18 protein-coding genes and 1 riboswitch are annotated in these 15340 nt (G+C 39.1%); of the genes, 10 read left to right on the top strand and 8 right to left on the bottom strand.

Going from position 1 to position 15340, the window contains the following annotated elements:
* Positions 1–18 precede the first annotated feature (18 nt).
* On the bottom strand, positions 19–1641 hold the full coding sequence (locus ACP8HH_RS00775; RefSeq protein WP_438314489.1) for a long-chain fatty acid--CoA ligase: 1623 nt from the start codon (positions 1639–1641) through the stop codon (positions 19–21).
* 327 nt (positions 1642–1968) lie between these two features.
* Between ACP8HH_RS00775 and ACP8HH_RS00770 the strand changes: the two genes are divergently transcribed.
* From ACP8HH_RS00770 to ACP8HH_RS00750, 5 genes are all read left to right on the top strand, one after another.
* The gene (locus ACP8HH_RS00770; protein WP_438314486.1) at positions 1969–2316 is read left to right on the top strand and encodes an ABC transporter permease; all 348 of its coding nucleotides are present in this window, start codon (positions 1969–1971) and stop codon (positions 2314–2316) included.
* Positions 2317–2332: 16 nt separating this feature from the next.
* Positions 2333–2971, top strand: coding sequence for a PspA/IM30 family protein (locus ACP8HH_RS00765; protein WP_438314483.1), 639 nt, complete (start codon positions 2333–2335; stop codon positions 2969–2971).
* 79 nt (positions 2972–3050) lie between these two features.
* Complete coding sequence (gene liaF, locus ACP8HH_RS00760) at positions 3051–3752, top strand: cell wall-active antibiotics response protein LiaF (protein WP_438314481.1); 702 nt, start codon at positions 3051–3053, stop codon at positions 3750–3752.
* Positions 3749–4777, top strand: coding sequence for a sensor histidine kinase (locus ACP8HH_RS00755; RefSeq protein WP_438314478.1), 1029 nt, complete (start codon positions 3749–3751; stop codon positions 4775–4777). The genes liaF and ACP8HH_RS00755 overlap by 4 nt, the downstream gene beginning before the upstream one ends.
* Entirely contained in the window at positions 4770–5402 is a 633-nt protein-coding gene (locus ACP8HH_RS00750) for a response regulator transcription factor (protein WP_438314475.1), read from the top strand. The genes ACP8HH_RS00755 and ACP8HH_RS00750 overlap by 8 nt, the downstream gene beginning before the upstream one ends.
* 115 nt (positions 5403–5517) lie before the next feature.
* On the opposite strand, the gene ACP8HH_RS00745 is transcribed toward ACP8HH_RS00750, so the two are convergent.
* A complete protein-coding gene (locus ACP8HH_RS00745) occupies positions 5518–5715 on the bottom strand; it encodes a hypothetical protein (RefSeq protein WP_438314473.1) in 198 nt (65 codons plus the stop codon).
* Between the two features lie 81 nt (positions 5716–5796).
* On the opposite strand from ACP8HH_RS00745, the gene ACP8HH_RS00740 reads away from it, so the two are divergent.
* A complete protein-coding gene (locus ACP8HH_RS00740) occupies positions 5797–6444 on the top strand; it encodes a CPBP family glutamic-type intramembrane protease (RefSeq protein WP_438314471.1) in 648 nt (215 codons plus the stop codon).
* A gap of 113 nt (positions 6445–6557) precedes the next feature.
* Here ACP8HH_RS00740 and ACP8HH_RS00735 read toward each other — a convergent pair whose 3' ends face one another.
* From ACP8HH_RS00735 to ACP8HH_RS00720, 4 genes are all read right to left on the bottom strand, one after another.
* Positions 6558–8825, bottom strand: a complete 2268-nt coding sequence (locus ACP8HH_RS00735) for an ATP-binding protein (protein WP_438314468.1) — start codon at positions 8823–8825, stop codon at positions 6558–6560.
* A 2-nt stretch (positions 8826–8827) separates the two neighbouring features.
* A complete protein-coding gene (locus ACP8HH_RS00730; protein WP_438314465.1) occupies positions 8828–9004 on the bottom strand; it encodes a hypothetical protein in 177 nt (58 codons plus the stop codon).
* Positions 8982–9674: a response regulator transcription factor gene (locus ACP8HH_RS00725; protein ID WP_438314462.1), complete on the bottom strand. Its 693-nt coding sequence runs from the start codon at positions 9672–9674 to the stop codon at positions 8982–8984. Before ACP8HH_RS00725 ends, ACP8HH_RS00730 begins: the two co-directional genes overlap by 23 nt.
* Before the next feature lie 301 nt (positions 9675–9975).
* The gene (locus ACP8HH_RS00720) at positions 9976–10230 is read right to left on the bottom strand and encodes a hypothetical protein (protein WP_438314459.1); all 255 of its coding nucleotides are present in this window, start codon (positions 10228–10230) and stop codon (positions 9976–9978) included.
* A 99-nt stretch (positions 10231–10329) separates the two neighbouring features.
* Between ACP8HH_RS00720 and ACP8HH_RS00715 the strand changes: the two genes are divergently transcribed.
* The gene (locus ACP8HH_RS00715) at positions 10330–10515 is read left to right on the top strand and encodes a hypothetical protein (RefSeq protein WP_438314457.1); all 186 of its coding nucleotides are present in this window, start codon (positions 10330–10332) and stop codon (positions 10513–10515) included.
* Positions 10516–10616: 101 nt separating this feature from the next.
* Here the strand turns inward: ACP8HH_RS00715 and ACP8HH_RS00710 are convergent, their stop codons facing one another.
* Positions 10617–11498, bottom strand: a complete 882-nt coding sequence (locus ACP8HH_RS00710) for an EamA family transporter (protein WP_438314455.1) — start codon at positions 11496–11498, stop codon at positions 10617–10619.
* Positions 11499–11652: 154 nt separating this feature from the next.
* A riboswitch (PreQ1 riboswitch) is annotated at positions 11653–11697 on the top strand.
* 7 nt (positions 11698–11704) lie between these two features.
* Between ACP8HH_RS00710 and ACP8HH_RS00705 the strand changes: the two genes are divergently transcribed.
* From ACP8HH_RS00705 to ACP8HH_RS00695, 3 genes are all read left to right on the top strand, one after another.
* The gene (locus ACP8HH_RS00705) at positions 11705–12205 is read left to right on the top strand and encodes a QueT transporter family protein (protein ID WP_438314452.1); all 501 of its coding nucleotides are present in this window, start codon (positions 11705–11707) and stop codon (positions 12203–12205) included.
* A gap of 12 nt (positions 12206–12217) precedes the next feature.
* Positions 12218–12448, top strand: coding sequence for an excisionase family DNA-binding protein (locus ACP8HH_RS00700; RefSeq protein WP_438314449.1), 231 nt, complete (start codon positions 12218–12220; stop codon positions 12446–12448).
* Positions 12449–12620: 172 nt separating this feature from the next.
* On the top strand, positions 12621–14102 hold the full coding sequence (locus tag ACP8HH_RS00695; protein ID WP_438314446.1) for a glycine betaine uptake BCCT transporter: 1482 nt from the start codon (positions 12621–12623) through the stop codon (positions 14100–14102).
* A 79-nt stretch (positions 14103–14181) separates the two neighbouring features.
* On the opposite strand, the gene ACP8HH_RS00690 is transcribed toward ACP8HH_RS00695, so the two are convergent.
* Positions 14182–15249, bottom strand: a complete 1068-nt coding sequence (locus tag ACP8HH_RS00690; protein ID WP_438314443.1) for an Ldh family oxidoreductase — start codon at positions 15247–15249, stop codon at positions 14182–14184.
* Positions 15250–15340 lie beyond the last annotated feature (91 nt).

The raw sequence follows: 15340 nt of genomic DNA, 5'->3' as shown, positions 1-15340 counted from the left end.
GAGTCGGATGACTTACGGTTAAACTTCTTTAAGTTGTTCAGACAGTTGTTTGCGAAGGGCCCTTTTCAAGAACTTCCCTACAGATGTTTTCGGAATTTCAGCCATAAATACTATTGTATCTGGAACCCATAACTTCGCAAATTGTGTTCCTAGATAATCGAGCAATTCCTTTTTCATCTGATCGTCTGCTTTTTGTCCCTCTTTTAAAACGACACAAGCAAGTGGTCGCTCTTGCCACTTTTCATGCGGCACCGCAATGACCGCCGCCTCGAACACCGCTTCATGTGTCATCAAAGCATTTTCAAGATCTACGGAGGAAATCCATTCTCCCCCACTTTTTATTAGATCAGCTGTCCGGTCCGTCAATTTAAGATAACCGTCTTCAGTCATTACCGCTATATCGCCTGTATGGAGCCATCCGTCTTTGAATGCATCCGCAGTGCGCTCATCCTTGTAATATTCACTTGCAACCCAAGGACCTTTAATTGTTAATTCACCCATTGTTTTTCCATCCCATGGAACTTCTCCATCGTCATTCACAATTCGAACTTCAAGTCCCGGCATCGTAAGTCCCTGTAGCGCTCGAACGTCAATTTTCTCCTCCGCTGACAAGCCGTCCATTTTCGATGTAAACACTGATAGACTAACAAGCGGTGATGTCTCAGTCAGTCCATAGCCCACAATAAATGGTACCCCATGCTTTTCTTCAAATGCTCGAATCAAACCTTTTGGAGAAGCTGATCCACCACAAACAATGGCCCGTAACGACGAAATATCACGCGGATTTTGTTCAAGCTCTTTAAGAACCGCAAGCCAAATCGTTGGTACACCCGCTGTGAGTGTGACTTTTTCTTTTTCTATTAAATCGAGTATAAGTGCTGGGTTGAATCCAGGTCCAGCAAGAACTTGCGTAGTTCCAAAGAAAACTGCCGCAAAAGGCATGCCCCAAGCATTGACATGGAACATTGGCACGATTGGCATTGCCACATCACGTTCTCGTAGACCCATGGCATCTGCGAGCCCAAGTGCATAACTATGAAGCACTATTCCCCTATGTGTATAGACGACGCCTTTCGGATTCCCCGTTGTTGCGGAAGTGTAGCACATACCTGCTGGTGAATTTTCATCGAGATCTTCCGGAAATACATACTGATCTGACGCAGCATCCAACAGCGCTTCGTACGAATGTACATTTGGAAGTGTAGTCTCTGGAACTTCTTTACTATCCCCCATAATGACGTAATGTTTCACTGTTTTGAGCATCGGTGCAAGTTGCGCCAGATGTGGAAACAAATTATCATCTACAAGTAAAATTTCATCTTCAGCATGGTTAATGACATACGCAATATGTTCCGGAGACAACCGAATATTAATCATATGAAGAATCGCACCGGTGCAAGGTACACCAAAATAAGCTTCTAAGTGACGGTGATGATTCCATCCAAAGGAGCCGACTTTCGTTCCATGCTTCATGCCTAGCTTTGTTAATGCGTCCGCAAGTTTTCGTGTTCGTTTTGCCCAATCACGATATGGAATTCGGTGAATGGTATCTTCAGCCGTCCGTGAAATAATTAACTTGTCCGGAAAAAATTGTTCTGCTCTTTTTATAAATGAAGACAATAGTAGTGGTGTTTGCATCATAATCATCCATCTCCTTTTTAGTTGGAATAAATGTTTTGTTAGAAAACCCCATGATGAATAGTAAACGCAAAATAAGTAACACAATGCCCCAGATGATACTATGAGATTTCCAAAGCATTTAGAACAAGCCTTCACAAAATGCTTACATATACAACTGAGTTAATAGACCTTTCTCATAATAACAGTTTACATGAAAACGCTTACAAATACTACCGATATCTTAATTTAATTCAGCCTAAAGTCGTAGAAGGAAATCCGTATAACGCCTGTTTGGACAAGCCAGAAAACGGTATAAGATTAAGCTATAAACGAAAGGAGGAACAACAAATGAAAAAGTTCGGTCTTGTACTACTAGGTATTGTCGCAGGAATCGTCGTTTTGGCAAATCTCGGATCACTGCTAGCACTCGTAATTTCAGTAGCTATAGCGTATGCGGGGTTCCATTACTTCAGAAAGAGTAACTCCACCTTTCCAAAATTGTTTTGGGGCGTGGTCCTACTTATAGGCATCATCACTGCAATTTCAAATGTACCTGCCTTCATCGGCATCATCGCACTCTTCGGTGTGCTTTATGTTTGGAGGAAATGGAAAGGCGTGGAGAAATCTTCAATCGTTCAACAATCAAAGGACCCATTTGTAAACTTCGAACGCCAGTGGAATGAAATAACAAAATAATGAGGAGGAATAAATTATGAACTCACTTTGGAATCGATTTAAATATACGGTACAGGCAGATCTTCATACTGCATTTGACAAAAAAGAAACCAAAAACCCAATCGCCATGCTCAATCAATACATTCGTGAGGCGGAGAAACAAACCGAATCCATCGGAACGTTTCTTGAGCGTCAAAGTAAATTGCAGCTAGAGCTTCAAAAAGAGTTGAATGAAGCTGAAAAAATGGCGGACAAACGTCGCGGTCAACTTGAACTGGCAAAGGAGAATAATGAGGAAGATTTAATTGCCTTTGCGGAAGCAGAAATTACTGCATATAACACACGTGCTGCGGAGCTTTCTATAAGTGTTCTAGAAGCGGCTAATGAATTAAGTATTCTTGAACGCAAATTTGAAGAAATGAAACATAAAGTAAAGGATATGAAAGTTCGTCAACTTCAGCTTATGGGGAAAGAAAACGTAACTCGAGCCCATCACCGTATGGATCAAGTTATTTCTCCAAGTAATGCAGAAAACCATTTCGCGACTGTGAATGAGATGAATGCATATATCGAAAATCTTGGCGGTAAGATTAACCAGGAGTACGAGGCATCATCGATGGAAAGAAGATTGGAATCCTTAACAAAGAATCCAACAAAAGAAGAAGCAATTGTGTAAACTATAAGATAGGGGAAGGCGTTTAGACTCGCCTTCCTTCTAACTATTTTTAACGACATCTAGAGAGGGGAATACAATCATGAAACGAATCGACACGAGTAAAATCACATTTTGGGTAGTCGCATTTCTTCTTCTCATTTTCCTTGAGTCTGCTTTCCTTCACAATGGGAATATCGTGTTCGTCGTTCTAGGTGTCGGACTTCTTTATTATGGTTCTCGTAAACGTTCAAAATGGATGTTTGTGCTCGGAGTCATTTTCATTGTCATGGCTCTTCTCACATTGTGGAGTTTACGCCTTTTAATCTTTATGATTATTTTATACATCCTGGTGAACCTATGGAGAGGCGTTCCATCTGAAGAAATCATGCGTCCAATAAAAGAGTTTCAAAAAGAAACACCGAACGGGATTTGGAAAAATAATTTATTTTCCATCCAGTCCTCTCCGTTTTCATCTTATGAATGGGAAGATATTCAGATTCAGGGATTATTCGGAGATATCCATATTGACGTTACGGATACGGTATTACCAAAAGGTACTTCTTTCATAGCCGTTCGACAAGGTATCGGAAAAATTAAAATCGAATTGCCTTATGAAATTCCCGTCCGCATTCATTACACATCTTTACTTGGCGACGCCAAAATATTCGATATCACACGGAAGCGTTTGATCAATGAGTCTCTTTATATGAAGGATAGTTACGAAGGGAAACGAGAAAATGATGCCGAGTTAATCATTTCGCTCTCGACATGGCTTGGAGATATTGAGGTGACAAGAAAATGAAATCATTTATTGGTCGTGGAGTGTTTTTATCTGTTTTATTTACAAGTATCGCAGCCGTTTATGTATTCTTCCTTCTCGACTTACCAATTGAAGATAGTTGGTCCGTATTTGTTGAACTTAAGTATTCAGATGTCCCCCTAAGTTGGTGGATTCTAAATACAGCAATCGTTCTTGGCTGGGGAATCGCAATTTGGATGTATTCAATTGATCGCTCGAAAGAAAAAGCAATCGAGATTCGCATGGCTAAATTAATGGACCAAGAGAAAATTCAATATCCAAAAGAAAAATTTACTCCCCGAATGGACAGAGTAATTGACACAGTTTCAAATGTGATCCAGACACAGAAAAAAAGTTTGCAAAGGATTATTGAAGAACGGGCAGAAACACAGGACCAACTCATTCAAGAACGAATCATACAAGAACGACAACGACTTGCAAGAGAATTACATGATTCCGTTTCCCAGCAATTATTTGCGGCGTCCATGTTATTGTCTGCACTAACGGAGGGTAGCGACAACGAAAACTTACAAAAACCTTTGTTGCAAGTGGAACGAATAGTACAACAGGCTCAGCTTGAAATGCGAGCACTTTTACTTCATTTACGCCCCGCCGCCCTTAATAACAAGTCTCTTGCCAAAGGACTTGAAGAGTTGTTGGAAGAACTAAAAGAAAAGGTACTATTCGATATCCGCTACCGCCTGGAAGAAGTATCTTTATCAAAAGGTGCAGAAGACCATCTCTTTCGGATTGCCCAAGAAACATTGTCAAATACACTTCGTCATGCACAAGCGACAGAAGTTGACGTCTTATTTGTCGAACGTGACGGTCTTGCTATATTCCGCGTGCAAGACAATGGCATCGGATTTAAAGTAAGTGACGGCAAAGGCGGTTCTTACGGATTGCAAAACGTCAAAGAGCGCGCAATTGAAATTGGCGGAACATGCAAAATTGTTTCAATCCCATCACAAGGAACGATTGTCGAAGTACAACTGCCTATTGGAAATGGAGAGGATCTGAATGATTAAGATTTTACTTGTAGATGATCATGAAATGGTACGAATCGGTGTATCTACTTATTTGCAGATTCAGCCGGATATGGAGGTTATCGGCGAAGCAGTAAACGGTCTGGAAGCGGTTGAGAAAGCACTCGCTCTACGGCCGGATATTATTTTAATGGATATGGTTATGCCCGAAATGAATGGTGCTGAAGCAACTGCGGCGATTATAAAAGAATGGCCGGAAGCGAAGATTGTCATTGTCACAAGTTTTCTAGATGACGACAAAGTATATCCGGCTCTTGAGGCGGGTGCAATAAGTTATATATTGAAAACATCCAATGCCAAGCGAATTGCAGAGGCCGTTCGGGATACATTGAAAGGACAAACAATTTTGGAGCCTGAAGTGACTACGAAAATGATGAAAAGAATGCGGGCTAGTAATGATCGGCTTCCACATGAAGATTTAACCGAACGTGAGATAGAAGTTTTATTGCAACTTGCCAAAGGAAAATCGAATCAAGAAATTGCTGATGAATTGTTCATCGGATTGAAGACAGTGAAAACGCATGTCAGCAATTTGCTTTCGAAGTTAGGTGTACAAGATCGAACACAAGCAGTCATCTATGCTTTTCAAAATGAATTAGTAAAATAAGCACGGTAATGCGTACCCGTTTGTTTAAAATTATGTGAAAGTAGTTCAGTTTTTTATTTTAAGACTAATTCCTTTTCTCGAAACATAAAAAAACAGCCCTATTTTAAGGCTGTACTTACTTACTTTTATTCTCGCTGAAAGCGGAGGGCTTGTGTTCCCCTTTTTCTTTTGTTTCATTTTCGCGAAAGACTTTTGTGGAGTCCGATTCCGATGGATCAGAAAGCGGAAGCCCTTCTCCACCATCTTTCAAATGCTTATCACGATTCGGTTCAAAATCGGCTTTGTTAGGATATTTATCATTGTGCTTAGCCATAGTTTTCTCCTCTTTTCTAATTTAATTCTCGCAACCATTCTTACATAAATACGTCTAATTACTGGTTGGAGGGATAGAAATATGGATAAAATTATTCGTTTAACGTTTCCAATTGCAAGTATCTTTTTATTATTTTGGTTCGAACAAGGACTAACCTTTTCTTATCTCGAAAAAACAATTTTGAAGATAGCCCTCTTTGTATTCATACCCCTAATGCTGTTTACTCAAACAACTACTTCCTTCTTAAAGTTCCGGAAAGTAGATAGCAACAGCGTGAAAATGGTTATCTTTGCAGGAATTTTCATGATGACAATTGTTATGATCGCGTTTATGTTCTTGCATAAGTACATTGATATCGATGCACTTCTATTGGATTTAGAAGGTGCCGGCGTTACAAAAACAATTTTCCCTTTCATAGCCTTGTATATCTTGTTTGGCAATTCATTAATTGAAGAAATTTTCTTTAGAGGATTACTTCCAAGCTTTATCGAACATCCAAAACTTCGCTTATTAGTCCCTTCTTTATTATTTGCTTTATACCATATAGTTATTTTTCTACCATGGTTTTCGCCACCACTATTTGTTTTAGCTATCCTCGGCCTATGGTTTGCCGGATTTATTTTTCAACTCGTAAATAAACAACAAACAATTTTACTTTCTTGGATTATACATATGTTTGCGGATATCGGGGTACTTTTGGTGGGTGTTTATATTTTCTACATCTATTAGAAGAATTTCTGCTTTAAGAAAAAGATATCTATAAATATGAAGCCTTGTTCTATACACACGAAAAAACTGTATGACTTAACCAATAATGAAGCTTGGCAAATCACACAGTTTTTCTAATTATTCATAGGAATCTCTACAGTTACTTTGAATAAATCACCATCAAGCTCGACTTTCATAGTTCCACCATGCATTTCGACAATCGATTGTGCAATGGCAAGACCCAGACCCGACCCTTCAGTATGCCTTGATGTATCCGCACGTTTGAAACGTTCAAATAATTCATCGACATTCTCACCAAGTTCATATTTCGTCACGTTCTTAACGATGAATTCGGCAGTTTCCCCCACTTTCCGGAGCGTAATATATACACGTGTTCCAGGCATTGTGTATTTAATCGCATTCAAAATTAGGTTATCGAGTACACGCCACCATCTCTGCCCATCAACAAAAGCGATCAATGCAGTCTCTGGAAGCGTCGTTCTAAAATCTAGACCAGATTCCGCAATCTCCCCTTCATGTTCTGCTAATGCTTGTTGCAAAAGTTGTGTTAAATCGACGCGCTGCTTGTTTAGCTCCAAATTACCACTCGCCATTTTCGAAACTTCAAATAAATCCTCTATTAATGTTTTTAATCTCTGTGATTTTGAATCAATAATACCGACATACTTTGCACGCTCTTCAATTGACAAGTTTTCGCTTTTCAGTAAGTCTGTATATGTGATGATTGATGTGAGTGGCGTTCGTAAATCATGGCTTACATTCGTTATTAATTCTGTTTTCAATCTCTCACTTTTCGCTTGTTCGGTCATTGAACTACGTACACCTTCACGGAGATTGTTTAAACTAACTGCATGATGTGCAAGTGGTGATTTCCCTTCAATTGGGATTGATTCATGAAGCTTCCCATTGGCCATCGCTTCAGTCGCTCGGATTATTCGATTTAAATATGCTGAGCGCCTTACAAATATATAGAGAATCGGCAAAGCAAAGATGACAACGAGTGGAATATAAACAAGGATTAGCATTGGTTGAATGGCAACCACCATGAACCCTATTCCAGCTAGGAAAAAACCTATGAGCAAAAGGAATGTTTGCATTCCAATCGTTTTTCTTACAAACGAATCTTGTAGTGCTGCGAAAAATTTCAACGTATAACTATTTTTAATGTCTTGTTCCAACACACCTTTATGTTTCAAGCGTTCAACAAGGTTCACAAGTTGGAATGCAATAAATGCAACGGCGACCGCCAAAGCAACGAGCCAAAAAATGCGCTCTGTCCAAATGCTTGTATAATTCCCATAAGAATAGGCAAATAAATTCATAGCCCGAGAATGAATAATTTCTACTGTGAAGAAGAGTGTAAGGAACACAATTGCAGCTTTCAAATCAATTTTCAATCGGTCATAGCGTGCTGCAAATTCCGTCTGCAAAACCCACTCTTTTCTGAATTTCAACACTGTAAACAATGCAACCGCCGCTAATAGTCCAAGCAACCAAATGACGTACGTACTGTATTTTCTGCCATTAAAATCCTTAACGTCCGCACTTAAAGCACCTTTCGTGAGTGCCGTCTTCGGAACAATGACAAGTCCTTCGAATGTTCGAATCGGGTTTTTATATGAACTAATATCAGTGCTTGGCGCTTCCACGAAAGAGCTACTAGTTACTTCAGTAACCATTTCGTTCCTCCATGAAGGTCCCATCGTATTTCTACCGTAGTCATTATCAAACCACTCCATATTCGAGTCATTTGAAGGAATTGAACTTGCATTAAATAATCCGTCCGATGTATTAAATGACTTTTGATATGCATCAGATACATCGATGTTACCAGATGAGAAGGTTTCCCCAGTTTTCACGTCCGTAAATTTATAATAAATAGGAAAACTCCGTGTTTCAGAACCCTTAATATTCTCCAAATAATGGTCAATTGCAGCCGTTTTTTCAGCTCGTATTTTTTCTTCCACATGAGCATCACTTTCAAAGTTTTTTTGGATATCTGCAATTTTATGATCCCGCTCTTTGATCAGCGTATCTTCTAATACTTTGTTTTCCGACTCCTTTGCCCCCGCAATCCGGTCCACATATTGTTCTTGAATGTCCGAAATTTGAGCAACAAGTGATCCGTATCGATTCCGATGCTCTTCAATTTCATCCCTTGATACTGGTATTGCCTTTATCGCATCTTCTCGATTTAACGGGTTAAGTACAGCTGGACCAATCTGGGAATAAAACGCATCCATTTCACTTTGAAATTGGTGTGTATTTACATAACTTTTTCCAACGAATTTCGATGCTGTTTCCATAAATGAGGGCAAGGCAATTAGTATTAGTGCCGCAAACATAGCCCATACAAAGAGTAGAAGACGATTGTTTTTCATACTCATACTCCCCCTTTAATTGACCACATTAGTTGTGTGATTAGTTGACTCGAACGGCCCATTCCACTGTTAACTAAATCGATAACGTGGGAGAAACAGTATCCAATGCTCAATGTCGCGATGAGTATACCAATAATTGACCAGATAAATGCAAAGTCATTTTTCGATTTTGTAACCAATTCCCCACACCACCTTTACGTATCTTGGATTTTTTGGGTCCGTTTCGATTTTTTCGCGAATTTTCCGTATGTGTACGGCAACGATGTTTTCCGCATTGTATGCTTCTTCATTCCACACGCGTTCGTATATATCATTAATGGAAAACACACGTCCCGCGTTTTTCATTAATAGTTCTGTAATTTTGTATTCGATTGGTGTGAGTTTTACGACGACATCTTCAACCGTAATCTCTTTTGCTTCTTCATTAAGAGCTAGTCCATCAATTACAATCTTTTGTTGTTTTCCGTCATACGTGCCAAACTGCACATAACGCCGCAATTGAGATTTCACACGGGCCATTAATTCCATCGGATGGAACGGCTTCGTCACATAATCATCAGCTCCGACGGATAATCCGTGAATTTTATCGGAATCCTCGGCTTTTGCGCTCAACATGATAATCGGAATGTTGCGGTCTTCTCGTATCTTAAATGTCGCTGTGATGCCGTCCATATTGGGCATCATAATATCGAGTATGAGGAGATGTACCTCGTTCTTCTCCAGAAGTTCAAGGGCTTCTTTGCCATCCGCAGCCTTTAGCACCTCATACCCTTCATTTTTCAAATAAATTTCAATCCCGTCGCGAATTTCCTGGTCGTCATCCGCAACAAGTACTGTGAACTTAGTCATCATCCGCACCTCGCTTTTCTCTATGTTACCAATTCTAAAGGGAGAATCTTAATATTCACCCACTGTAATTATGAAGAATTTCTTAAGATGAGCATAAATCTATTTAAAAGTCTTGGACAAGAACGACTTTTTCATAAATGAGTATGTTTACAATTAACACTTCGACTGTTATCTATGGCGATTCAGCGGACATCATTGGCAATTGCGCGGACATAAGTCGGGATTGAGAGGACATTACCAAGGATTGCGCGGGCATCATTGTCCAGCAGGAAAAGTACTCAACTATAGAACAACTACTAACCTAGAAGATCTGATCAATCTTTATTAAATTCCATAATTCCTTAATTCGCTTCCCATCAAGAATAACTTTTCGAAGTAAATCCTCAACATCTTCTCCTGTGATTTCACTTGCAGAGTCATAAAACTTCCAAAACATAAATTGTCCCGTCCCACGACCAATATAGTAATGTTCATTTGTATATATAAAATGGATTTCTCTTCCCACTTTTAAATCTTCAAGAAGTTCCTTATAACTGTACCCCATAAGTTTAGACACCTTTCGTTACTTTATTTACATTTCACTTTCAATAGGTGCTTTATTCAGGAATAAACTTTCACAATTTGAACATGCTTTATATAATGGAGGTGAATGTTCTTGACAGAACATAATAAGAATAAGAATAAGAACAATAAAGATAATAATTTAGACCGGGAAGAGTTCGGATATGGCTTTGATATAAGCCCCGATGATATGGATGTTATCGGTAAAAATAGAAGTGTGAGAAAAACCAATAACACTAAAGAAAAGAACAATCAACAACGCCCGCCAACGAATGGGTAAGCTGAGATTAGGATATTAGTTCCATAAGACGTTTGTTTCTTTATTAAATCCAGTAACGACGAAAGCCTTCCTATTATATCAGGAAGGCTTTCGTCGTTACATTATATTAAGTGCTTATTCCCTCTTTTTCTACCACTAAATGTGAGCACAAGTATCCCACCAAGTAGCAATACGATACCAATCCAAGATGTACTATTTAGTCTTTCTCCAACAATAACTACACTAAGCGTTGCGGCGGTAAGCGGTTCTGCAAGGGATAGCGTGACGGCCGATGACGATGGAATGCGTTTTAATCCATAAGAGAATAATATATAGGCCACACTCGTCGTCACGATTCCAAGATAGACCATTGTCGCGATGCCTCGTCCCGTAAATAAACCTTCCGTTTCAAATAAAAATAAAAAGGGCATAAGAATAATTGCACCAACTGTGAAAATTACCGCGACTGCCGGAACAGCATCCACTTTTTCAAGAACCTCTTTGTTAAACAACGTATAAAAAGCAAATAACATTCCCGCTATTAGCGAAAGTGAGATTCCTACTGGATTGACAATAATACCTCCCGTATTTGAGAACAGCAACACACACCCGATAACCGCAAGGGATGTAGCAATTATCCATACCCTCGTCGGACGACGTTTTAGTAGAAGCCATTCAACAATTCCGGAGAACGCGGGCGCACTACCGATTGTGACGACTGTACCAATTGCGATACCGGATAAGCGAATGGAAGTAAAGAAACAGTATTGGAATGCCGCCATCGCCAAAGCGGATAGAAGTGTGGCCTTCCATGGCCAGTATCGAAAATTAATTTTCCTCATTATTAGTAGAAAAAGTAGTAATGTAAATCCCCCAATCGCAAGTCTAGAAGCGCCTACCGCTAAAGGATGGACCGTTTGTGGCATAAATGTTTGAGCAGTACCCGTTGTTCCCCAAAGTATTGCTCCCAACAGGACAAATATGTACGATATACGTTGTGACAAAGTTTCCCTCCTCTTAGACCAAAAGACTATATTCTTAATTATAGATGAGTTTCGAGCAATTTCAACAACTCCAAATGACATAAAAATGTTTCAGTACACAAATCTTTGATTTAGGTTATACTAGAGCTTGCAAACCTTGCATAAAATAGGGTTTCAACACGTGGTTCGTAACCATCCCACGATAAAAAACTAGGAGGAAAAGAATAATGAAAGTAAAAACACTAACAACAAGTGGAATAATTGCCGCTTTGTATGTTGCAATCACATTTTTAATCTTGCCCTTTGGATTTACACTCGTCCAATTCCGGGTGTCTGAGATGTTCAACCATCTCGTCGTTTATAACAAGAAATACATTTTTGGAATTGTAATTGGTGTCCTGGTCGCGAATTTTCTTTTCTCACCAATACTCGTTGATGTTATTTTCGGAGTACTGCATTCAATTATTGCTCTTTCGATAACAATTTTCTCTGCGAAGTTTATTAAAGGAATTATCAAACGTATGCTTTTCAACACGATAACCTTTTCCGTTTTGATGATTATCATCGCATATCAGCTTAAGATCTTTGCAAATATTCCTGAGTTCAACGGAATCCCGTTCTTAACTATTTATCTAACATTAGCTCTTGGTGAATTCATTGTAATGATGATCGGTATACCTGTTATGGTTGGTCTAAACAAACGCTTAAACTTCAAAAAGCTTATTTAAAGGAGAGTTATTATGTATTGTTCCATTCCTGAAATTGCTGAATACCTTCGCATGCCTGTTTCCCAAGTACAGAAATATGTGCTCGAAGGCCGTATTCACTCGGTTTATGACGGTGAACAATTCCTCATTAACAAAGATCAATTTACCCTTTACTTTAAGCAACTGGAACTCATTAAAGAGCAAATCGATGAATATCGAAGTGAACCACTTCCACCCGATCGTGATATTAAAGATGAAGATTAACAAAACCTGTCAGGAACTTTTCCTGCAGGTTTTTTTATTATATCTACGAATTTAGGTTTAAGAGATGCATCATAAAGGGAATGCTAAATGTATGGATGATTTGCAATCGTATCAAAGAACAAGTATAGTTGAAAATTGTTTCTAAAAATGAAAAGTTTCTCAAGGGGGAAATATGAAAAATATATCAAAGGTCTTTTACATTACAATTATTTTAGTTATTATAGCAGTTGGCTACGGTGCAATCGCACCCGACAATTTTGAAATAGTTACATCAAAAATACAAGGTTTTATTGCTAACACTTTCGGTTGGTATTACATATTGCTGCTCTCATTCATATTAGGGCTAAGTATCTTTTTAATCTTGAGTCCTTACGGGAAAATCCGACTTGGTAAAGATACCGATCGACCGCAATTTTCCACAATCACTTGGATAGCAATGCTCTTTTCCGCCGGTATGGGAATTGGACTTGTATTCTATGGCGCCGCTGAACCTTTATCCCACTTTGCCATTAACCCGGCAACAGCAGAGCCAAACACCGCTGAAGCTTTCAAGGAGTCACTTCGTCAAACATTCTTCCACTGGGGTTTTCATGTATGGGCAATGTATGGGATCGTCGCATTGTCACTTGCTTTTTTCCAATTCCGAAAAGGGCAGCCAGGTTTGATATCAGCCACTTTGAAGCCGTTATTCGGTAAAAAGATGGAGGGTCCATGGGGCACGCTCGTCGATGTACTCGCAGTTTTCGCCACTGTGTTCGGAGTTGCAACATCGCTTGGATTCGGTGCTGTTCAAATAAATGCTGGATTAAATTACTTATTCGGTGTTAAAATCGGATTCATATCACAGTTGATTATTATCGCAATCGTTACTGTGTTATTCATCATGTCCGCTTGGTCCGGACTGAGTAAAGGAATTAAGTATTTATCGAATTTAAATCTTTCTCTCGCAATTGCACTACTCTTTCTAGTTGTGATTCTCGGACCTACTCTACTCATCCTCAATACATTCACCGATTCACTTGGAGGGTATTTGTCGAATCTCGTTCAAATGAGTTTCAGAACAGCTCCGCTTAATGAAGATAATCGGGAATGGTTAAATGCATGGACAATCTTCTACTGGTCCTGGTGGATCGCATGGGCACCGTTTGTCGGAATGTTTATCGCCCGTGTATCAAAGGGTCGTACGATAAAAGAATTTTTATTCGGCGTTCTCGTCGTACCAACAGTTATTGGTGCATTTTGGTTTTCCGCATTCGGATCAACGGCTATTAATATCCAAAGAACTGGCATTCAAGATTTAGCGAGTGCATCCACAGAGCTTGTTGTCTTTGAAATGTTTCACACAATGCCGTTATCGCTAATCCTATCGATTGTAGCAATTTTGTTAATCATTTCATTTTTCATCACATCCGCGGACTCTGCAACTTTCGTCTTGGGTATGCAATCCACAGGAGGATCGTTAACACCACCAAACACAGTAAAACTTACGTGGGGAATCATCCAATCCACAATTGCAGTTATTTTATTGTCTGTTAACGGGCTTACAGCATTGCAAAATACAATAATTATTGCAGCATTGCCTTTCTCTTTTGTCATAGTCTTAATGATAATTTCATTACTGAAATCATTAAAAGAAGAACTAAAATTAAAATAAAAAAAGTAAAAAAACAATTCCCATTGGGGAATTGTTTTTTTATATTTAAACATCTCTTTAAAAAAGTCCCGTTCACCATTCATTCTGAAATTGCGTCCGTTAGATACTCTTCTATTGAAACTTTATATTTATGCCCAAGTTTTTGCAATTCATCATATATCGCTTGTGTTAGAACAATACCTTCCTTTAAACTCTTCTCTCTTTTGATCTGTTCGATTTCTCCAGGCATATATACTTTCTGATGAGCAGCACTTGGAGGACTTGTTACTGTTTGTGTAATGCGATCATCCATTCTCTGTTTGAATGTATCCAAATCCATAAAACCTTCAATATCAAACACAATAAATGTGTGGCCCAGCTGTTGTGGTCTTGTATCATTGTACATTTGTGAAACATGTTCGCCAAACATGGCTCCAGTCATTACGCCTGTCATTATATCAATCATCATCGATAATCCAGATCCTTTAGATCCAAAGGGAAGCAGAAATCCGTCCAAGGCATCTTGTGCATTTGTCGTATCCTTACCATCTTCTGTGATAGCCCATCCTTCTGGAATTTCTTCACCATTCTTTGCGGCTAAATTAATTCTTCCTCGAGCTACATTGCTAGTTGCCATATCTAAAATCACAGGTTCATTATTCGAAGGGACCGCAATACTTATAGGATTCGTTCCTAAAGTAGGTTTTTTTGCCCCCCACGCAACCATTATTGGCGATGTGTTCGTCATAGCGATTCCTAAACAACCTGCATTGGCTGCCATTCTCGTGAAATAAGATGCGGTTCCAAAATGATTTGAATTACTGACACCCACAAATGCGGAGCCGTATTTCTTCGCTTTTTCTATCGCATTTTCCATTGCGACTTTTCCTGCATATTGACCCCACCCATTATTTGCATCGTACAGCGTTGTTGTTTCAGTTTCTCTCAAAACTGTTAACTCTGTGTGGTTTTTAATCACTCCATTTTCTAATCGACCTATGTAATCCGCTAGCCTCGTAACACCATGCGAATCTACTCCCATCACATTTGCATCGACTAGGCTATCCGCTATAACTTCAGATTCATTCTTTGGTATACCGAGAGCTGTAAATACTTCAAAACAAAATCTTTTCAACTGTTTAACAGGTATTCTTTTTTCTGCATTCATTCTTCTTAAGTCCCCTTTGCATTCGTTTCTTTCAATTGATACTAGAAATAAAATATAGAATCTACTATACCGCAACCAAAAAGAGAGACGA

This window comes from Sporosarcina sp. FA9 (genome assembly GCF_051550205.1).
In the GTDB taxonomy this organism is placed as follows: Bacteria; Bacillota; Bacilli; order Bacillales_A; family Planococcaceae; genus Sporosarcina.
Note: the sequence above shows the minus strand (reverse complement) of the source record. Positions and strands in the feature narration are given on the sequence as shown.